This is a genomic window from Gallintestinimicrobium propionicum (genome assembly GCF_025567525.1).
In the GTDB taxonomy this organism is placed as follows: domain Bacteria; phylum Bacillota; class Clostridia; order Lachnospirales; family Lachnospiraceae; genus Gallintestinimicrobium; species Gallintestinimicrobium propionicum.
The window spans coordinates 278,666-298,217 of record NZ_JAOQJY010000001.1; the positions used below are offsets into that span (position 1 = coordinate 278,666).

The 19,552-nt window shown below is 48.9% G+C and carries 17 protein-coding genes and 1 other annotated feature; of the genes, 7 read left to right on the plus strand and 10 right to left on the minus strand.

Annotated features, from left to right (window positions below; genetic code table 11):
* Window positions 1-198: 198 nt before the first annotated feature.
* From OCV62_RS01315 to OCV62_RS01325, 3 genes are all read left to right on the plus strand, one after another.
* Entirely contained in the window at window positions 199-474 is a 276-nt protein-coding gene (locus tag OCV62_RS01315) for a chorion class high-cysteine HCB protein 13 (protein WP_117959709.1), read from the plus strand.
* Between the two features lie 198 nt (window positions 475-672).
* The gene (locus OCV62_RS01320) at window positions 673-1,305 is read left to right on the plus strand and encodes a hypothetical protein (protein ID WP_262584762.1); all 633 of its coding nucleotides are present in this window, start codon (window positions 673-675) and stop codon (window positions 1,303-1,305) included.
* A 40-nt stretch (window positions 1,306-1,345) separates the two neighbouring features.
* Window positions 1,346-1,669, plus strand: coding sequence for a hypothetical protein (locus OCV62_RS01325; RefSeq protein WP_262584763.1), 324 nt, complete (start codon window positions 1,346-1,348; stop codon window positions 1,667-1,669).
* A gap of 77 nt (window positions 1,670-1,746) precedes the next feature.
* On the opposite strand, the gene OCV62_RS01330 is transcribed toward OCV62_RS01325, so the two are convergent.
* From OCV62_RS01330 to OCV62_RS01350, 5 genes are all read right to left on the minus strand, one after another.
* Window positions 1,747-2,460, minus strand: coding sequence for a DUF4340 domain-containing protein (locus OCV62_RS01330; protein ID WP_262584764.1), 714 nt, complete (start codon window positions 2,458-2,460; stop codon window positions 1,747-1,749).
* Window positions 2,461-4,581 (minus strand): Gldg family protein, encoded by a 2,121-nt coding sequence (locus tag OCV62_RS01335; protein ID WP_262584765.1) that lies wholly within the window; start codon window positions 4,579-4,581, stop codon window positions 2,461-2,463.
* On the minus strand, window positions 4,578-5,528 hold the full coding sequence (locus OCV62_RS01340) for an ABC transporter ATP-binding protein (protein WP_262584766.1): 951 nt from the start codon (window positions 5,526-5,528) through the stop codon (window positions 4,578-4,580). The genes OCV62_RS01335 and OCV62_RS01340 overlap by 4 nt, the downstream gene beginning before the upstream one ends.
* A 369-nt stretch (window positions 5,529-5,897) precedes the next feature.
* Window positions 5,898-8,312, minus strand: a complete 2,415-nt coding sequence (leuS, locus tag OCV62_RS01345; protein ID WP_262584768.1) for a leucine--tRNA ligase — start codon at window positions 8,310-8,312, stop codon at window positions 5,898-5,900.
* 54 nt (window positions 8,313-8,366) lie between these two features.
* Window positions 8,367-8,608: a binding site (T-box leader), on the minus strand.
* 349 nt (window positions 8,609-8,957) lie between these two features.
* Window positions 8,958-11,048: an elongation factor G gene (locus OCV62_RS01350; RefSeq protein WP_117959704.1), complete on the minus strand. Its 2,091-nt coding sequence runs from the start codon at window positions 11,046-11,048 to the stop codon at window positions 8,958-8,960.
* A 325-nt stretch (window positions 11,049-11,373) separates the two neighbouring features.
* Between OCV62_RS01350 and aroF the strand changes: the two genes are divergently transcribed.
* From aroF to aroA, 3 genes are read left to right on the plus strand one after another with little or no spacing between them, the layout of a single operon-like run.
* Window positions 11,374-12,384 (plus strand): 3-deoxy-7-phosphoheptulonate synthase, encoded by a 1,011-nt coding sequence (gene aroF / locus OCV62_RS01355; protein ID WP_021916396.1) that lies wholly within the window; start codon window positions 11,374-11,376, stop codon window positions 12,382-12,384.
* Window positions 12,385-12,400: 16 nt separating this feature from the next.
* A complete protein-coding gene (locus OCV62_RS01360) occupies window positions 12,401-13,489 on the plus strand; it encodes a prephenate dehydrogenase (RefSeq protein ID WP_021916395.1) in 1,089 nt (362 codons plus the stop codon).
* 35 nt (window positions 13,490-13,524) lie between these two features.
* Window positions 13,525-14,802, plus strand: a complete 1,278-nt coding sequence (gene aroA / locus OCV62_RS01365) for a 3-phosphoshikimate 1-carboxyvinyltransferase (RefSeq protein ID WP_262584874.1) — start codon at window positions 13,525-13,527, stop codon at window positions 14,800-14,802.
* A gap of 207 nt (window positions 14,803-15,009) precedes the next feature.
* On the opposite strand, the gene OCV62_RS01370 is transcribed toward aroA, so the two are convergent.
* From OCV62_RS01370 to OCV62_RS01390, 5 genes are all read right to left on the minus strand, one after another.
* Window positions 15,010-15,336 (minus strand): DUF3837 domain-containing protein, encoded by a 327-nt coding sequence (locus tag OCV62_RS01370; protein WP_021916393.1) that lies wholly within the window; start codon window positions 15,334-15,336, stop codon window positions 15,010-15,012.
* A 3-nt stretch (window positions 15,337-15,339) separates the two neighbouring features.
* Complete coding sequence (locus tag OCV62_RS01375; RefSeq protein ID WP_262584770.1) at window positions 15,340-16,353, minus strand: lysylphosphatidylglycerol synthase transmembrane domain-containing protein; 1,014 nt, start codon at window positions 16,351-16,353, stop codon at window positions 15,340-15,342.
* 99 nt (window positions 16,354-16,452) lie between these two features.
* Window positions 16,453-17,040, minus strand: coding sequence for a cob(I)yrinic acid a,c-diamide adenosyltransferase (locus tag OCV62_RS01380; protein ID WP_262584771.1), 588 nt, complete (start codon window positions 17,038-17,040; stop codon window positions 16,453-16,455).
* A 145-nt stretch (window positions 17,041-17,185) separates the two neighbouring features.
* Window positions 17,186-17,476, minus strand: a complete 291-nt coding sequence (locus tag OCV62_RS01385) for a DUF2325 domain-containing protein (RefSeq protein WP_118495580.1) — start codon at window positions 17,474-17,476, stop codon at window positions 17,186-17,188.
* Between the two features lie 73 nt (window positions 17,477-17,549).
* Window positions 17,550-17,765 carry a hypothetical protein gene (locus OCV62_RS01390; RefSeq protein ID WP_262584772.1) on the minus strand — a complete coding sequence of 72 codons (216 nt, stop codon included), beginning with the start codon at window positions 17,763-17,765 and terminating at the stop codon, window positions 17,550-17,552.
* Window positions 17,766-17,917: 152 nt separating this feature from the next.
* On the opposite strand from OCV62_RS01390, the gene pckA reads away from it, so the two are divergent.
* Window positions 17,918-19,522 carry a phosphoenolpyruvate carboxykinase (ATP) gene (gene pckA, locus OCV62_RS01395; RefSeq protein WP_262584773.1) on the plus strand — a complete coding sequence of 535 codons (1,605 nt, stop codon included), beginning with the start codon at window positions 17,918-17,920 and terminating at the stop codon, window positions 19,520-19,522.
* Window positions 19,523-19,552: the final 30 nt, after the last annotated feature.

Here is a 19,552-nt window from a genome sequence, read left to right on the forward strand (position 1 = left end):
TGCGATCCTCGCGGAGCGTTTTTTATCGTATAGAAACGAAGTTTCCTATACGATAAAAAAACCGGCCTGCTCGCCGGGCTCCAGTGCACCAGCAAATGATAGGAAAAGTGTTTCAAAAATTTTCCTTCCACGTAAGAAACCTGGACAAGCGTGCGGTCATATCTTAAACCATAACTATCCATTCGGAGGCTCATAACCATGAGTGATTTATCAGCTACCAACTGCGGATGCGGCAATACCTGTCAGAACGGCGGTCTTTTCGGCGGCAACAGTTGCTGCCTCATTCTGATTCTGCTGTTATGCTGCGGCAACAACGGACTCGGAGCAAACAACGGCTGTGGCTGTAACGACGGCTGCAACAACGGCTGTAATTCCCTGATCTGGATTCTGCTGCTTCTGGCTTGCTGCGGCAACGGCTGCAGCGGAATCGGCACGAATAACGGCTGCGGATGCAACAATGGCTGTGGATGCTGATTCCATAGGTATCTGAGCGCATCTGGCTCCCATCCCAAAGGGCATTGCTTCCTCCGGGGGTAATGCCCCTTCGCGATGCAAACGATTTTTCGAGTCCCACAGACGATCTCTGACAGACTGGCAAAAGCAATTCCTTGTTGTCCTATTCTATCTGACTGTTTCATAGGAATAGAATAAACACCGTAAGGAAGCTTTTTAATGAACGTCTGTGAAAACGAAGCTGTCATCGCCTTTGATACGCTCTATACCCAAAACCATATCCAGATTTTAAAAATCCTGCTGCCATATTTTGACCCATATGGTCAAAGCCATCTCGCGGTCTGGATCAAATATCTGGAGCTGCGCTACACCCTGGAATATGTTTCCAGGCATCCGTCCCCTCCATACAAAAATCAAACCTCCGGCACATCCTCGCCGGACTTTGCCGTGTTGTTTGAGCAGATCAAAAACTTTTGTTCTCCCCGGGAAAAAGCACTGTTTGGAGAACTTCTCAACCTGCAGAAAAATCTCGAGCTGTTCGAGGAAATGAAAGGAATGATGCAGCTATTTGAAACGTTGCGGGAAAGTGCGCCCGACGCAGATGCCGATACTGCGGCAGATGCAGACTGTTCCGGCACGAATCCGGATGCCGGTTATACGAAAGCAGCTGCAAGAACAGGCAGCGAAACAGATACTGCCGCCGGGCAGGCAACGTCCGCTTTCGATTCCGCGTCAGCATCTTTGACAGGAACAACTACTTTTCCCGACAATTTCGACCCCATGACATTTTTAAAGGGCATGCTCTCACCGGAACAGCAGGCGATGTTCGAGGCGTTCCGCGATGGGCTCTAAATACCGCTTTTTCCAGAATATTTTCAAAACGGAGGTTTTTATGACCAGTCAACAAAATAATGATACAAACACCACCTCGGAACCAAACTGGATGAAGGAAGACTGCGTCCAGAACATTCCCAAAGAAAAGTTACAATTTTTACAAAAACTCGTCTTTGAAAGCAGCTCGCTTTCGCAAAAAGAACTGCTGCCTTTTCTGATGGCGCTGGCACAGAAAAGCCGAGAAGCATCGATCAGTTTTTCCGACACAGAAATTTCTTCCATCCTCACGGCGATCCGCAAATATGCCACACCGGAGGAACAGCTGAAAATGAATCAGATCGTCCGCCTGATGGCAAAGAAAATGCCCGGAAAGAGGGAGTAAATCTCCCGCCTTCCGGGCGTTTTCAAGAAACCCACCGGGGGTTAAACTTTTCAGATATGGAAACCTTCTGTGATCCGTCAGTCCCCGGAGCTTTCTGCAGTTTCCGTTTCGCCAGCCGTCCCGGCATTCTCACCTTCTGCGTCCGCACTTTCTGTTTCGCCATCTGTGCTTTCCAGTGTCTTAGCCGCAGCCGTTTCCTCTATAGCGTCAGTTGCTGCCGTCTCGTCTGCAGAATCTGCCGTTTCCTCTGTCGCCGTTTCGGTCTCCGTCTCGTCGATGAAGTCCTCCGGATCCTTATCGAAATCCGTCACGATATTGCTGGAAACGAGGTAAACATTGTCGTCGCCTTCCACTTTGATGTAATACTCAGAAAGCAGATCACTCTTATTTCCGGCATAAATCACAACCTGTGTTCCATCGGAAAGGACTGCCGTGATCGTCCGGAAAGGCTCCTCCAGTCCGTACTGGGAAAGATCCTCCGGCGCTTCCACAACAGTTTCCGTCGTCGTGATGTTGGCGATTTCATTCAACAGCGTGTTAACCGTCGATTCCTTAATGGTTTCATCCGGCAGGCTGCTCTCCGTCCAGGCATCATCTGTTTTCACCAGATGAACCTCGTGGTCGCCGGAAAGGATCAGCTCCGTCACATCATCCTTATTGAAGTTGGTAACGTCAACAGAAACGGTTTCTTCCTCCGTTTCAAACGTATGATTCCGGATGATAAAATATCCGCCGACGCAGACGATACATAATACAAGTAAGATCAAAATTTGAATTTTCTGTTTTTTCATTTATCTCTTTCTCCTTCTGGCCCAGATGATAATACCGGCTGCCAGCAGACCGATAGGAAGGATGCCCATCAGGAGGATTCCATAGCGGACAGCAGATGCCGTAGGAACGGTCGCATAGGTGAACGCCATTGATTTGGTCGGGATGGAAATACTTTCGCTCTCTCCTGCCATCGTGCTGATCGCGTTGGTGAACAGCGTCAGGTTGTTATCCATCGTGTACTGGTTTGCCGACTCTGTGAACAGATAGGATGAGCTGTATAAAATCAGCTGTGCTTCTTCGCCGGAAGCAAGTGTTTTCACCGCTTTTACGCCGACAGTAAATGGTCCCTGCGCATCGTCCTCTGTTTTCTTGACGTCGGAGGACTGATTTAAATCGGTCTTGCTGTACGCCTTCTCCGAAGTTGTCAAAAGAGTGGTCAGCGTAACTCCATCCTTCTCCTTCGTCAGAATCGGCTGGGCATACGGCATCATGATATAATCATAGCTCTTTCCGTAAACACCGTTCGTCAGGCTGTCGGAGGAAACGTTCGGCAGCAGATAGATCGGATTCTGATACATTCTCGCATTATCCTGCTCCACGATCAGACCGTTCCCGATGGAAAGTCCGAACTCGGAAAGCACCTTTGTCAGGTTCAGCATCTCCTCAGAGAAGCTATCGATATAAGAGGTGGAAATCAGAACCTTTCCGCCGTTGTTTAAGTATGCAATCAGCTTATCGGCATCCTCTGCGTTTAAGTCGTTTGTAGGGGAAAGGATCAGGACTCCATTTGCATCGTCCGGAACACCGTCCTCTGTCAAAAGTGTCAGATCCGCAAGGTCGACATTTTCCTTTTTCACGCCATCCTCAAACGAGCTGTCCAGGCTGGATTCTCCGTGACCGTTTAATTCATAAACAACGGAGGTGGAATCGCTCGTTACATAGGCGATCGCGCTTGTCAGCTGTCCTTCTGCATCGTAGCCGCTGACAGAGCTGGAATAGTTGCTGTAGTCATAGTCATATTCGTAAATATTGTTGTAATTGATTACCTTAAATCGCTGTGCGGATTCCACGATCATGGAGTTTACGGAAATGCTGTCGGTATAATCCTTATAAAAATCAGGGGAAACGACAGGATCCTTGTAAACCAGCTTGATGTGATCGGAAAGCTCTGCATAGCTTTTCAGCGTCTGCTGCAGCGTTTCATCCTGGCTGCTTTCCGAATTGATGACATAAATCGTCACATCCTCAGACAGGTTTTTGACGAGATTTTTCGTCGTCTGTGTCAGCGTATATAGCTTCTGGCTTGTTACATCAATCTTCGTATAGCGATCCGGCAGGGCGGAAAATCCGAGGTTTAAGAACACCGCAATCGCTACGACAAGGGCGATCATACCACTGCTGTAAGCGCCGATCTGCAGCGTTTTTACCGAGACCTGATATCTTCTCTTCTGGATCGACTGAACCGTTAAGAATAAAAATACAATGATCAAAGTTACAAAATACAGGACGGATTTCAGATTCAGCGTTCCCTCCACCATAGCGTCCAGACGGTCGGTGAAGTTGTAAGCGTTTAAAATTTTTGTCAGCAGGTTGCCGGTTTGGGAAATCAGTCCGGTAATGGAGGACATCATGTAGCCGACAAATAAAAGGGCAAAGGAAAGCACTGCTGCGATGATCTGACTTTCTGTGATTGAGGAAATAAACAGGCCAATCGCAAGGCAGGTCAGACCAAACAGATAATAAGCCAGCAGCGCCGTGTAGCTTTCGCCCATCGGAACGGTTCCGTAGCGGCTTAAAATCAGCGGGAACAGCGCCATCACCGCAACCGGAATGGTAAAGACGGTCGCCATCGCAAGGTATTTGCCCACTACGATTCCTCCGATCGAAACCGGAGAAGTCAAAATCAACTGATCCGTTTTCTGCTTACGCTCCTCTGCCAGCATACGCATGGACAGAATCGGTGTCGATAACAGCAGCAAAAACAGGATACTGGAAAAGCTCTGTCCGACATTGCTGTAGCCGGACAGCAGATTGATTGCAAAAAAGTAAAGTCCGGCAAGACAGATATGTGCTGCAATAAACAGCCAGCCGGTTACCGTCGTAAAGAATGTTTTTAATTCTCTTTTATAAATTGCTGTCATTGTTTCGTCTCCTCCTCGGGCTTATCGGTCAGCTGCAGGAAGATATCCTCCAGCGATCCCGTCTTTTTCTCCATGCCAAGCAGGGGCATCCGATTCTCTGCCAGCTCATAAAACAGCGGCTCGCGGATATCGCAGTCCGCCTTCTCCGAAACCTGTGCAAGCACGGTTCCATCTTCTGCTTCTGTCGTCGTAAAGCTTTCTACACCGTCCAGATTTGACAGCAGCGTCTTTAACTGCGCTGCAGTCCCCTTTACGCAAAGCTCCAGCTCGCCTGCGCCCTTTAGCTTTGCCTGCAGTCCGTCCGGCGTATCGCTTGCAACCAGCTCACCCTTGGAAATAATCAGGATCTGGTCACACACTGCACTGACTTCGGACAGAATATGCGAACTCAAAATAACTGTATGGTCTTTTTTGAGACTGCGGATCAGCTCACGCATCTCGATCATCTGTCTCGGATCCAGACCGACAGTCGGCTCATCCAGAATAATCGTCTCAGGATCGCCGAGCACTGCCTGTGCCAGACCGACTCTTTGTTTATAACCTTTGGAAAGGTTGTTAATCAGACGCTTCCGGACATCCTCCAGCTGTGCGGTTTTGATCGCCTTTTCGATCTGCGCTGCTCTTTCCTTTCTCGGAATGCGCTTTAATTCTGCTGCAAATTTCAGATATTCCTCAACGGTCATCTCACTGTACAGCGGCGGAATTTCCGGCAGATAACCGATATGTTCCTTTGCCTTTTCCGGCTCTTTGACGATGTCAAAGCCGTCCACCTTTACGGTTCCGGCAGTCGGTGCCAGATATCCTGTAATCATATTCATGGTGGTCGATTTTCCGGCTCCGTTTGGTCCTAAGAATCCGTAGATCTGTCCTTCTTCAATCCGGACATTCAGATCCTTGACCGCATAGTGATCGCCATATTTTTTGACCAGATGCGAAATCTCAATCATAGTGAGATCCTCCCTTTCAAATTTTACACTTTCTTAAGTTTATCGGAATTATGTGTTCATTTCAGGAGGATTCTGTGAGAAAAGTGTGTTTAAAAAATGGGAAAAATGTGTTCTGCACGAGGCGTTTTAGCTGCAGCGACGCAAAAAACGGCACAATTTAGCTAAAACGCAGCACGATCCTGATGCAGTGCAATCCCAATCCCGCCCAGAGGTCTTTTCTTTCCTATAAAACAAAAATTCCCGATAGACATGAATCCTTTTCATCCACATCTGTCGGGAATTCTATTTTTAACACAACCGATCGGTGCAGCGCACATCTGCTATTTTTCAGCAGTGCCTGTCCGCTTCAGCAGGCAATCGCGGTCAGCCCTACTGAACGATATTTACCAGACGTCCGGGAACATAGATTTCCTTGACGATCTGACCGGTCAGCTTGTCTGCTACTGCAGCTTTACCTGCTGCAATCGCATCCTCTTTGGAGATATCTGCAGCGATCTTAATGGTCGCACGAACCTTGCCGTTTACCTGAACTGCGATTTCCACTTCAGACTCTACCGTCTTTGCTTCTTCATAAGTCGGCCAGCTGGTCTGATACAGACGTCCGCCATAGTTCATGATTTGCCACAGCTCCTCTGTCATATGGGGCGCTACAGGGTTTAACAGGATCAGCAGAGTCTTAAACTCATCTCTGGTTACCTTGCCAGCCTTGTAGAAATCATTGATCAGAGACATCATCGCAGCGATTGCAGTGTTATACTTTAAGGTCTCGAAGTCGGAAGAAACCTTCTTGATCGTCTGATGCATCCTGGTTTCCAGCTCCTTGGAATAGCCGGCTTCATCGGTTACAATCTCCTGCAGCTTCCAGACACGCTCCAGGAATCTTCTGCAGCCTTTTACGCCTTCATTGCTCCAGGCAGCGCTCAGTTCGAATGCGCCGATGAACATTTCATAGGTACGCAGGGTATCTGCACCGAACTCGTTGACAATATCATCCGGGTTTACCACGTTGCCGCGGGACTTACTCATCTTCTCGCCGTTTTCTCCCAGGATCATACCGTGAGAGGTTCTCTTCTGGTAAGGCTCCGGACAGGGAACAACCTTTTCGTCATACAGGAAACGATGCCAGAATCTGGAATACAGAAGATGCAGGGTGGTATGCTCCATGCCGCCGTTGTACCAGTCAACCGGCATCCAGTATTTGAGAGCTTCCGGGCTTGCCAGTGCTTCCGTATTGTGGGGATCGGTATAACGCAGGAAGTACCAGGAAGAACCAGCCCACTGAGGCATGGTATCGGTTTCCCTCTCTGCAGGACCTCCGCAGCAAGGACAGGTTGTCTCTACCCAGCTTCTCATGGCAGCTAACGGAGATTCGCCGTTATCAGTGGGCATATAGCTTTCTACATCGGGCAGCTCCAACGGAAGCTGATCTTCCGGAAGCGGCACATAGCCACACTTATCACAGTGAACGATCGGGATCGGCTCGCCCCAGTAACGCTGTCTGGAAAATACCCAGTCACGCAGCTTGTAGTTCGTTTTCTGTGTGCCAATGTTTTCTTTTTCGAGATATTCGATGATCGCCTTTTTCGCTTCCGCTACTTCCATGCCGTTTAAGAAACCGGAGTTTACCAGCTTTCCGGTTGCAACGTCTACAAAAGCAGCCTCGTTTACATCCACCGGACCTTCGGAGCTTTCTACAACCTGAATGATCGGCATGTTGAATTTCTTTGCGAACTCCCAGTCTCTTTCATCATGGGCAGGAACCGCCATGATTGCGCCGGTACCGTAGCTCATCAATACATAGTCGGAAACCCAGATGGGGATTTCTTTTCCGTTGACCGGATTGACTGCGGTCAGACCATCGATCTTTACACCGGTCTTTTCTTTTGCCAGCTCGGAACGCTCGAAGTCAGATTTTCTTGCAGCCTGCTCCTGATATGCTTTTACTTCGTCCAGGTTTTTGATCTCGGATGCAAACTTTTCAATATAAGGGTGCTCCGGGGAAATTACCATATAAGTTACACCGAACAGAGTATCCGGACGTGTCGTATAAATACGCAGCTTGTCTTCCTTGCCTGCGATCGGGAAATCCACCTCGGCACCGGTCGAACGGCCGATCCAGTTTTTCTGGGAAACCTTGACACGCTCGATGTAATCGACGTGATCCAGACCTTCCAGCAGCTTATCCGCATACTCAGTGATCTTTAACATCCACTGGCTCTTTACCTTACGGATAACTTCTGCGCCGCAGCGTTCGCAGTGGCCATTTACAACCTCTTCGTTTGCAAGTCCCACCTTACAGGAGGTACACCAGTTGATCGGCATCTCCGCTTTGTAAGCCAGTCCCGCTTTAAACAGCTTTAAGAAAATCCACTGAGTCCATTTGTAATATTCCGGATCGGTGGTGTTGATCTCTCTGTCCCAGTCAAAGGAATAGCCTAAGGAGTGCAGCTGCTCTTTGAAACGATGAACGTTATTTTTCGTTACGATCTTCGGATGGATGTGATTTTTGATCGCATAGTTCTCGGTCGGAAGTCCGAATGCGTCCCAGCCCATGGGATACAGTACGTTGTAGCCTTCCATTCTTCTCTTACGCGCAACGATATCCAGCGCCGTATACGGGCGGGGATGTCCAACGTGCAGCCCCTGTCCTGACGGATAAGGGAACTCTACCAGCGCATAATACTTCGGTTTGGAATAATCGTCGGATGCGGCAAACGCCTTTTCGTCATCCCAGATTTTCTGCCATTTCTGTTCGATTTCCTTGGGATTATAAACCCGTTCCATGTGTGTCCTCCTGACTTGATTCCGTAAAAAAACAGACCATCTCGCTCTTTCAAAAATAGAGACGAAACAGTCTGGCTCTTCGCGGTACCACTCTACTTCACAGGATCAAAAAATGCCCTGTGCATCTTGTCGTGCGCATAACGGCGCCACCCGCTTTCTGCTACCTTCCATATTTCATACGGCTCTCACAAAAAGAACTCCAAGACCAGTTCAAAGAATCTTTCTGCTGTCTCGCACCGTCCGGCAGCTCTCTGGATAGAAACAATCCTTTTACTTCTTCTCTTCAACGTCTGTCAAAAGTCTTAAATTTCTGTATTATTGTATCGTTCACCCTTTCTTTTGTCAAGCCTAAAGTCGGAAAGAAGACCGCCTGCCGTCAATCAGAATACAAAACTCCAAAAACGGCTCCCGGGAAACTCCCGAAAGCCGTTTTTGTGCAGATCGTACTGCGGCAGAATGGAAGATGTCGCTTGCGCGACTCGCCGCAGCCGGTGCAGGTACCTCGACACATTCTTTTTTATCGTATAGGAAACTTCGTTTCCATACGATAAAAATGCTCCGCGAGGATGCGCACTCGGCGCAGGGGTAAATGGTTGCTAAAGCAACCGCGCCTCGGCGCGAGAATGTGCCAAGGCACATCCTTTTTTATTCTTCGCTGCCTTCTGCAACCTTTGCTGCTCTCGCTGCGATTTCTTTTTCCTGTACGTCTGAGGGAGCCTGCTCATATCTTGCAAACTCATATTCGTATACGCCGCGTCCGCCGGTCATGGAACGGAGATCTGTGCAGTAGCCATACAGATTGGAGGTCGGAACATCCGCTTCAATGATCTGCTTGCCGCCTGCAACGGGCGTCATGCCGAGCACTCTGCCGCGTCTCTTATTTAAATCGCCCATAACGTCGCCGGTATAGGAATCCGGAACGGTTACTTTCAGGGAAGAAATGGGCTCTAACAGAACCGGGCCCGCTTCCATGAAGCCCTTCTTAAACGCCTGGGATGCAGCCATCTTGAAGGCCATTTCGGAGGAGTCAACCGGATGATAGGAACCATCATATAAAACAGCCTTTACACCGACAACCGGATATGCTGCCAGAGGACCTTTCTGAACGGCTTCTGCGATACCCTTTTCTACTGCCGGGAAGTAGTTTTTCGGAACTGCGCCGCCGACAACCTCCTGTTCGAATACATAAGGAGCTTCCAGATCGCCGGAGGGCTCAAAACGCATCTTAACGTGACCATACTGACCGTGTCCGCCGGACTGTTTCTTATATTTATATTCAACGTCGGATTTCTTGCGGATCGTCTCGCGGTAAGCAACCTTCGGTTTGGAAAGTTCAATCTTTACTTTATATTCGTTTTCCAGACGACTTGCAATCACTTCCAGATGCTGCTCACCCATGCCGTAAAGCAGAGTCTGACGGTTTTCGGAATCGTTGACTACGCGCAGCGTCTTATCTTCGTCTGTCAGCTTCTGCAGAGACTGGGAAATCTTATCGATATCCGCCTTGTTAACCGCTTTATAGCGCTTTGCAGTATAAGGCTTGGAATATTCGGTCTTCGCATAAGCAACCGGATTTGCCTTGGTGGAAAGCGTATCACCGGTCTTCGCGCCGGTCAGCTTTGCAAGTGCACCGAGGTCGCCGGCATGCAGCTCGCTCACTTCGATCGGTTTGTTGCCCTGCATCACATACAGCTTGCCGATCTTTGTCTCAACATCGCTGTCGCTGTTATACATCGTATCGTCCGTTTTGAGTACACCGGAGCAAACCTTAATCAGGGAATACTTACCGATGAAAGGATCGGAAATTGTCTTATAGATGTATGCGGATTTCGCTTTGGAGAAATCATAATCCGCCTGGAAAATGCCGTTTGTCTTTAAGCTGATGCCTGCGCATATCCTGTCTTCCGGGCTGGGAACGTATTTTACAATATCATCCAGCAGCGTGTAAACGCCCTGGCAGAGGGTGTTGGAGCCCATCGATACGGGAACGATCGAGCCATCAATAACGTTAGTACGCAGTGCTGCACGAATTTCGGATTCGGAGAAAGTCTCGCCGCCAAAATAGCGCTCCATGAACGCTTCGCTCGTCTCTGCAACCGCTTCCATCAGCGTCTCTCTGCAGATCTCAAGATTCGGTCTGTTGTAATCCGGGATCTCGCAGGGAACAACCTCCTTGCCCTGCCAGCGGTTACCGGTTTCGGATACGACGTTGACATAGCCTACGAAGTGCTCGTTTTCACGGATCGGCAGGTTGAACGGTGCGATCTTCTTACCGTATTTTTCTTTCAGATCTTCTACGATCTGACGATAGGAGGCGTTATCCACGTCCATGTTGGTAACATAGACAAAACGGGGCAGTTTATATTTTTCGCAGAGCTCCCATGCTTTCTCGGTGCCGACTTCAATGCCGGATTTGCCGTTGATTACGATGATGGCAGCGCCTGCAGCCTTTACCGCTTCTTCTACTTCGCCTACAAAGTCAAAATATCCGGGAGTATCCAAAATATTTATCTTCACGCCGTTCCATTCGATGGGAACAACGGAGGTATTAATCGAAATCTGTCTCTTCTGTTCTTCCTTGCCATAATCACTGACGGTATTGCCGTCTGTGACCTTACCCATTCTGGATGTAATGCCAGCCAGATAAGCCATTGCCTCAGTCAGACTGGTTTTGCCCGAACCGCCATGGCCTAACAGAACCACGTTACGGATCTTGTCAGTTGTGTAAATGTTCATCTTCATTCCTCCGTATGTTGCAAATTCTGGGTATTCTGTCAAAGATTTTTAGATGATTAAAATCATTCCCAATTTCCCCATGTGGATATTCTACTAAACTTTCACATTTTTAGCAAGCCTTTTCGTCATTTTGGACATGTTTTTCTTTGACTATCTGAAAATCTTTTCGCCAGTTCTGTAAAAGCTAGACTTTCCCGTGTATTCTTATATAATATTTATACAGGATACAATTGACTTTCGCACTTTAAAGTGCTATATTACAAGGAGATTTTTCGAAAAGAAGATACAGAATCAAAGATTTTTCACTCAAGGGAGGACTTTACTTATGATCATTGTAATGAAACCGAAGGCAGCGGATAAAAATATAAAGGCTGTCACACAGTATATTGAAGCAAACGGTCTGACCGCACATCTGTCCCAGGGCGAACAGGTTACGATCATCGGCGTAGTCGGTGACAAATCCCGTCTTTCCACAGAAAATATTGCACTGCTTGCAGACGTGGACAGAATCGTTCCCGTCACGGAAAGCTATAAGCTCGCAAACCTGAAATTTCATCCGGAGCCGTCTGTCGTAAAGGTCGGCTGCACCTCTATCGGACCGAACACCCGGACGATTATGGCAGGTCCCTGCGCGGTGGAATCCAACGACCAGCTGATGCTGATCGCCGAAGCAGTCAAGAAAAACGGCGCGACCATCCTGCGCGGCGGTGCATATAAGCCCCGTACCTCCCCCTACTCCTTTCAGGGTCTTGAAGAAGAGGGCTTAAAATACATGAAGGAGGCCGGAAAAGCCTTCGATCTGGCGACGATCTGCGAGGTTGTCAGCCTGGAAGCGATCGAAGCAGCGGTCAAATATGTCGATATGATCCAGATCGGTGCCCGCAATATGCAGAATTTCATCTTATTAAAAGAAGCCGGACGTTCCGGTCTTCCGGTTTTATTAAAGCGGGGTCTGTGCGCGACGATTGACGAATGGCTCAATGCCGCAGAATATATTATGGCGGAAGGCAACCCAAATGTGGTATTATGTGAAAGAGGTATCCGCACTTATGAAACTTCCACGAGAAATACATTGGATTTGAGCGCGGTTCCCGTCTTAAAGGAGCGGACACATCTGCCGGTTATTGTAGACCCGTCCCATGCGACAGGTGCTTACCGTTATGTGCCTCCGATGGCAAAAGCTGCCGTTGCCTGCGGCGCGGACGGTCTGATGATCGAGGTGCACAACAATCCTGCCTGCGCTCTTTCTGACGGTCCTCAGTCTTTGAATTTTGAAAAATTCGCCCGTCTTTCCAAAGAACTCGATCCGTTCTGGAAGCTTGCGGGCAGAAATTGAGGAGTAAGTTACTGTCATGATTACCTGTGGTTTTGTCGGACTCGGCCTAATCGGCGGTTCCATCGCCAGGGCATTGAAGGCCAACCGGAAGGATATTGTCATCATCGCCTGCGACCCAAACGAAGAAACGTTGAAGCTCGCAACAGAACAGAAAATTGCGGATGAAGCCTATCCGGCTCCCTGCGACGCGTTTACCGCCTGCGATTACATTTTCCTGTGCGCGCCCGTTTCCCACAACGATGAGAACCTGTTAAAAATTTTATCCTATCGCAAAAAGGACTGTATCCTGACCGATGTCGGGAGCGTCAAGACGCCGATCAATTCGCTGATCCACTCTCTGGGACTAACGGACTGCTTTATCGGCGGACATCCGATGGCGGGCAGCGAGCGAATCGGCTTTGCCAATTCCAAGGCGGGCCTTTTGGAAAACGCCTACTACATTCTCGCTCCCGCGCCGCAGGTTCCCGCTGCGAAAATCGCAGAATTCCAGGGGCTTGTCACCTCCATGGGAGCGATCCCGCTGCAGGTGGAAAGCCAGAAGCATGATTATGTGACCGCTGCTGTCAGCCACCTGCCTCATATCGTTGCTGCCGCCCTCGTCCATCTGGTACAGGATCATGACGATGCTCAGGGACTGATGAAATCCATCGCTGCAGGCGGGTTTAAGGATATCACGCGGATCGCCTCCTCTTCCCCTGTCATGTGGGAGCAGATCTGCATGACCAACACGGTCAATATTTCCAGACTGCTGCAGGATTATATCGACGCCCTTGGCGTCGTTCAAAAAGAGCTGCAGGAACACGATTCTGCCTCGCTCTATACCTTTTTTGACGGTGCACGCGCATACCGCGATTCCTTTATTGACGCCGGAAGCGGCCCGATCAAAAAGGATTACTCTATCCGTCTGGATATCCCGGATGAAGCAGGTTCTATCGCCGCCGTCTCCACGCTTTTGGCGCTGAACAACATCAGCATCAAAAATATCGGCATCGTCCATAATCGGGAGGCACAGGAAGGCGTCCTGCGAATTGAATTTTACGAAGAAGATTCGATTACAAAGGCGATTCAGCTGCTGAACAGACGCGGCTATGTAACGCATATCTGAAAAAATTGATAAACGGAAAGGATTTTAATGGTATGATGGAACTGACAGCCAGCAAAGCGCTGCGTGGAGAAGTGACCGTCCCCGGAGATAAATCGATCTCCCACCGCAGCGTGATGTTCGGAGCAATCGCACAGGGAACGACAGAGGTTACGAATTTTTTACAAGGAGCGGACTGTCTTTCAACAATCAGCTGCTTTCAAAAGCTCGGCATTGAAATTGAAAATACACCGGAGCGCATTTTAGTACACGGGAAAGGCTTACGCGGGCTGTCTGCGCCCTCTGAGGTGTTGGATGCAGGCAATTCCGGCACGACAACCCGGCTGATTTCCGGCATTTTAAGTGGTCAGACCTTTGAAACAACGCTGACCGGGGACGCTTCCATTCAGAAGCGTCCGATGAAGCGCATTATGGAGCCGCTTTCTCTGATGGGTGCAAAAATCGAAAGCGTCCGTAAAAACGGCTGCGCGCCACTTCACATCACCGGCAGCAGCCTGCACGGGATCACTTATTCCACGCCGGTCGCATCCGCACAGGTCAAATCCTCGATCCTGCTCGCCGGTCTTTATGCAGATGGTCAGACGAGCGTAACAGAGCCCGCCCTCAGCCGCAACCACACGGAGCTGATGCTTTCCGGTTTCGGCGCAGATATCTGCTCTGACGGACTGACTGCAACGATCACACCAGGAAACGAGCTGTATGCACAGCAGATTTTTGTCCCCGGCGATATCTCTTCCGCAGCTTATTTCCTGGCAGCAGGTCTTTTGGTCCCTGGCTCTGAGCTTCTGATCCGCAATGTCGGCATCAATCCGACCCGCGCAGGAATCCTGACCGTGCTCCGCGCAATGGGTGGAAACCTGACTGTTTTAAACGAACGTGTCTGCGCAGGGGAACCGGTTGCTGATCTGCTCGTCTCTGCTTCTTCCCTGCATGGAACAACTATAGAGGGAAATCTGATCCCGGCACTGATCGATGAAATTCCTATGATTGCCGTAATGGCTGCATTTGCCAACGGACAGACTGTGATCCGCGACGCCGCCGAATTAAAGGTCAAGGAATCTGACCGTATTGCCACGGTGACTGCCGGGCTGCGCGCGATGGGCTGTGATATCACACCTACGGACGACGGTATGATAATCCGTGGAGGAAAAACACTTCACGGCGCAGAAATCGATTCCTATCTCGACCACCGCATTGCCATGAGCTTCGCGGTTGCCGCGCTGGCAGCCGATGGCGTTACTTCTATTAAAGATGCGGATTGTGTCAAAATCAGCTATCCCAACTTCTATGATGATCTGTTGGGGCTGGCGAAGTAAAAATTTCGCACCGGCATTGGCATGGTGACGAACCTTCCATAGACAAACAAAACCGGTCTGTGTTTCCTCTCATAAGGATTCGCAGTCCGGTTTTTAATTCATGACAATAGAATGCTAGCAGAGCGTGCATTCTATTGTTGCAATCTCAAATTTTCGTAACTGTTCAGTACCCTCACAGTTACGCGCAAAAAACATCTGTGCCAGTCACTACTTCCTCTGCATCTGCCAGAGGCGTTGCTCGTCATACCCCCATCCAATCAGCTCTTTTACCTGCTCGTCTGCGGTTTCATCCGGATGGTAATAATGCAGCATATGGATGACGTTCTTTTCCCGTTCATTCGCCGGTTCATATCCAGTTAAAAGCTCTGCCACACGGTCTTTTAATTCGACTGGAGTTTCCCACTGCGGAACCTCCCTGCCCGCCAGCTTACAGAGCAGCCCGCAGGCATAGCCCATTTCATAATTCCCCGTCATCACGGAGGTTTCATGCTGCGATTTGATTATCACTGACATTCTTGCAAGATCAGGTACCATAACTTACTCTGCCGGGCATTCCCGGCTTCCTTTCTTTTTTCTGCGGTCTGTCAGGGCAAGCAACGCGCCCGGGACCAATGGAATAATGTTGACCGCACACCGCAGCAGGATCATGGCTGCACCTGCTTCTGCCGCTCCTACGATCTTTGTGGAAAACATCAGAAAAACAAATTCCAGAGAACCCAGCCCTGCGGGCGTCGGAATTACACCCGCCAGCATCTGTGCCGCGGCTGTAATGCACACAATCTGCCAGAGGGAAACCGGAAGGTCTGCCGACAACACAAACCAAGGAACCAGATACCAGCAGGTCAGCTTTGCAAAATCGCACAGAAAAATACCTCCTGCCGTTCGCGGCGAATGCTTTAACAATCGGAGGGATTCCTCCTGCATGGAATCAATCTGCGCTTTCATTTTATCCCGTTTATCCTGCCATTTCCCATGGCACAGCCGTTCTGCAATCAAAAATCCCCAATTGGAAAACGGCGGGCATGCCGTTACCAGAAGCAGCGCTGCGGTAATCAGCGCTGTCAAACCGATTCCCGCTGCCAGAAACGCCGTATAGCCGGAGACGCTTTCATCCTTCGCAAACAACAGACAGAGAAAGCCAATCAGACCATACAGCGTAATCGATACTTTATGGAAAATGTATTGCACCATGGACAGTCCTGCCCCGCGTGCAAGCGGAAGCCCGTCCCGGTTCATTTCATACATCTGTGCGACCCCGCCTCCGCTTCCAAGGGTCGTCGTCCGAAAAAAGCTGCACACAAACGAACATCTCACGCCCTGCATCCAGGAATAATGCTTTACAGACTGCCGCATCAGCAGCCAGATGATCGTTCCTTCCCAGACCAGATAGGTCAACGATAGCACAATAACTATAAAGATCGTCCAGTTAGGCAATTTGCGGATTTTTTCCGCCGCCTGCGCCAGAAAATTTCTTTCATACCAGCAGGCAAAGAAAATCAATCCAAATACCAGGACATATTTCAGCCAGCTCTTCTTTTTTCCCTGTTTCAAGGCAAATTCAGCTCCTTTTATGCTTTCATCCCGTCTAGCATAACGCTGAACCCCCATTTTGTCACTGGACAATTTTTTCGCTTCGGGTAATAATTCCGTTTAAAACTCGATTCCCTTCCGCGCCGGAATCTGTTTCTGGTACGGATGACGCACCCCGTGGATTTCGCTCACATAGTCCGCCGCCTCCAAAAATACCGGATCAGGATTTCGTCCGGTCAGCACCAGCTCCAGCGTCGCCGGTTTTTTCAAAATAAAATCTTTTGCCGCTTCTTTGTCGAGCAGTCCATGCGCATACGCCGCCTGAAATTCATCGAAAATCAGCACGTCGATTTCTCCGCTTTTTGCCATGGAAATCGCCTCCTGCAGCATCCGGTTGTGACACACGGTGATCTCCTTTTTGTCCTGCTCCGTCATGGAAAAGGTAAATCCCCAGTTCTTGTCGCAGCGCACCAGGCTGATCTGCGGAATTTGCGCAAGAGACGCAAGCTCCCCTGTCTCTGTTCCCTTTAAAAACTGCACAATATGCACGCGTAGACCGCAGCCTGCCGCCCGTAGTGCAAGCCCCAGCGCCGCTGTCGTCTTTCCTTTTCCGTCGCCGCAGTAAATTTCCAGCAGTCCCTGCTGCAGATGCATCCGCGGTGACTTTGACTGCTGACCGGAGATCTGTTGTTCTGTATCTTGTTCCATCACTGAAATTCCTCTTTATTTTCTCGCGATTACTTCTTTTATTATATATGGAACAGAGCGACATGACAATCGTTATCTATTTTCTAATCAGAAAAGACATGCTGTTCAGAAGCCCCTCGGAACCCACCATTAACAGACAGCTGTTTTATGTGAATGCTGCGCAATGCTCTTCCAGAACCGCGTGAAGTGCTGTCGCACTGCTGGTATGTACACGTGCTACCGGAATCTGATTCTTCTTCGCTTCCTGCGTCACGCTGATGACCATTTTGTGGGAAACTGTGCTGATAAACAAAATCAGCAAATCCGGGCAACCAATCTTCTTTTTCAAGGAACCGTTTTCCTTTGCAAAAACCTTCGCCTTACAGCCATGCTCCTTGCAGATATTTTCATACTGTGTTACCATTCTTTCATTTCCGCCGATAATTACAACACTCATGCCGCTACTCCTTTATTCTCTGCACTGAAACTGTGCACGGACTCTTGTATGGGTTAGCTTTATCTAACTTAAGTTACATGATAGCATATCGGCTCATAAAATGCACGACTTTTTTCATTCGAGGAGGGTGTAAAAATCCTGGGTAAAAAAACCTGGCAAGCCATTCTTGCCATAAAACAGCTGACTCTACGTATATTATTTCTGTTTCTTCCAATAAAAGACATTTATGAGGCATTCCTGCCGCTTTTGCGAAATCGTCAAAATGAATAGCAGACTGTAAAAAAAACATCTGCGAGTTCAGGAATTGTTTATATTTTTTTAGTTGATTTTAGTTTTTAAATATGTATAATATATAAATGAAGCGGATTTGTTCCTTTTTTGAAACAATCTGCCAGAACCTGCAATGCAGGAAATGTAAGGAAAGGAAAGAGGTTAATACAAATGGCTGTAATCGATTTAAGCAAGTATGGTATTACCGGAACTACCGAGGTTGTCTACAATCCTTCTTATGAAGTATTATTCGAAGAAGAGACCAAACCCGGACTGGAAGGTTATGAAAAGGGACAGGTCAGCGAGCTGGGTGCTGTAAACGTTATGACAGGTATCTACACCGGACGTTCTCCCAAAGACAAATTCATCGTTGTTGATGAAAATTCCAAGGATACTGTATGGTGGACATCTGACGAATACAAGAATGATAACCACCCCGCTACCCAGGAAGCATGGCAGGCAGTCAAGAAACTCGCTCAGAAAGAACTTTCCAATAAGAAACTGTACGTTGTGGATGCATTTTGCGGTGCAAACAAAGATACCCGTATGGCAATCCGTTTCATCGTTGAAGTAGCATGGCAGGCACATTTCGTAACCAACATGTTCATCAAGCCCACTGCAGAAGAGCTTGAGAACTTCGAGCCCGATTTCGTTGTTTACAACGCTTCCAAGGCTAAAGTTGAAAACTACAAGGAACTCGGCTTAAACTCCGAGACCGCTGTTATGTTCAATATCACAAGCCACGAGCAGGTTATCATCAATACCTGGTACGGCGGTGAAATGAAGAAAGGTATGTTCTCCATGATGAACTACTTTCTGCCGTTAAAGGGCATCGCTTCCATGCACTGCTCCGCTAACACAGATAAGAACGGCGAGAACACCGCTATCTTCTTCGGTCTGTCCGGTACCGGTAAGACCACCCTGTCCACAGATCCCAAGCGTCTGCTGATCGGCGATGACGAGCACGGCTGGGATGACAACGGCGTATTCAACTTCGAAGGCGGCTGCTACGCTAAGGTTATCAACCTGGACAAGGAGTCCGAACCCGACATTTACAATGCAATCAAACGCAACGCTCTGCTTGAGAACGTTACTCTGGATGCAGAAGGCAAGATCGATTTCGCGGATAAGAGCGTAACCGAGAACACCCGTGTATCCTACCCGATCAATCATATTCAGAACATTGTTCGTCCGATCTCTTCTGCTCCCGCAGCGAAGAACGTTATCTTCCTGTCTGCAGATGCATTCGGCGTACTGCCTCCGGTATCTATTCTGACACCTGAGCAGACTCAGTATTACTTCCTGTCCGGTTTCACAGCTAAGCTGGCTGGTACAGAGCGCGGCATCACAGAGCCTACTCCTACCTTCTCCGCTTGCTTTGGTCAGGCATTCCTGGAACTGCATCCTACCAAGTATGCACAGGAACTGGTTAAGAAGATGGAAATGAGCGGCGCTAAGGCTTATCTGGTAAATACCGGATGGAACGGAACCGGCAAGCGTATCTCCATCAAAGATACCCGTGGTATCATCGATGCGATCTTAAGCGGCGCTATCCTGACAGCTCCTACCAAGAAGATTCCTTACTTCAACTTCGAAGTTCCCACCGAGCTGCCCGGCGTAGATCCTGCTATTCTGGATCCTCGCGACACCTATGCTGATGCTTCCGCATGGGAAGAAAAAGCAAAAGACCTGGCTGCAAGATTCAATAAGAACTTTGCAAAATACGAGGGCAACGAAGCTGGTAAGGCTCTGGTTGCTGCAGGTCCTCAGCTGTAATCAGCACTTGCAACATATTGACCTTTTGAA

Excerpts from the sequence above, each read along its gene's own strand:
- OCV62_RS01315 (WP_117959709.1), top strand. The coding sequence starts at position 199 with ATGAGTGATTTATCAGCTACCAACTGCGGATGCGGCAATACCTGTCAG.
- OCV62_RS01320 (WP_262584762.1), top strand. The coding sequence starts at position 673 with ATGAACGTCTGTGAAAACGAAGCTGTCATCGCCTTTGATACGCTCTAT.
- OCV62_RS01325 (WP_262584763.1), top strand. The coding sequence starts at position 1,346 with ATGACCAGTCAACAAAATAATGATACAAACACCACCTCGGAACCAAAC.
- OCV62_RS01330 (WP_262584764.1), bottom strand. The coding sequence starts at position 2,460 with ATGAAAAAACAGAAAATTCAAATTTTGATCTTACTTGTATTATGTATC.
- OCV62_RS01335 (WP_262584765.1), bottom strand. The coding sequence starts at position 4,581 with ATGACAGCAATTTATAAAAGAGAATTAAAAACATTCTTTACGACGGTA.
- OCV62_RS01340 (WP_262584766.1), bottom strand. The coding sequence starts at position 5,528 with ATGATTGAGATTTCGCATCTGGTCAAAAAATATGGCGATCACTATGCG.
- leuS (WP_262584768.1), bottom strand. The coding sequence starts at position 8,312 with ATGGAACGGGTTTATAATCCCAAGGAAATCGAACAGAAATGGCAGAAA.
- OCV62_RS01350 (WP_117959704.1), bottom strand. The coding sequence starts at position 11,048 with ATGAACATTTACACAACTGACAAGATCCGTAACGTGGTTCTGTTAGGC.
- aroF (WP_021916396.1), top strand. The coding sequence starts at position 11,374 with ATGATCATTGTAATGAAACCGAAGGCAGCGGATAAAAATATAAAGGCT.
- OCV62_RS01360 (WP_021916395.1), top strand. The coding sequence starts at position 12,401 with ATGATTACCTGTGGTTTTGTCGGACTCGGCCTAATCGGCGGTTCCATC.
- aroA (WP_262584874.1), top strand. The coding sequence starts at position 13,525 with ATGGAACTGACAGCCAGCAAAGCGCTGCGTGGAGAAGTGACCGTCCCC.
- OCV62_RS01370 (WP_021916393.1), bottom strand. The coding sequence starts at position 15,336 with ATGGTACCTGATCTTGCAAGAATGTCAGTGATAATCAAATCGCAGCAT.
- OCV62_RS01380 (WP_262584771.1), bottom strand. The coding sequence starts at position 17,040 with ATGGAACAAGATACAGAACAACAGATCTCCGGTCAGCAGTCAAAGTCA.
- OCV62_RS01385 (WP_118495580.1), bottom strand. The coding sequence starts at position 17,476 with ATGAGTGTTGTAATTATCGGCGGAAATGAAAGAATGGTAACACAGTAT.
- OCV62_RS01390 (WP_262584772.1), bottom strand. The coding sequence starts at position 17,765 with ATGTTTTTTTTACAGTCTGCTATTCATTTTGACGATTTCGCAAAAGCG.
- pckA (WP_262584773.1), top strand. The coding sequence starts at position 17,918 with ATGGCTGTAATCGATTTAAGCAAGTATGGTATTACCGGAACTACCGAG.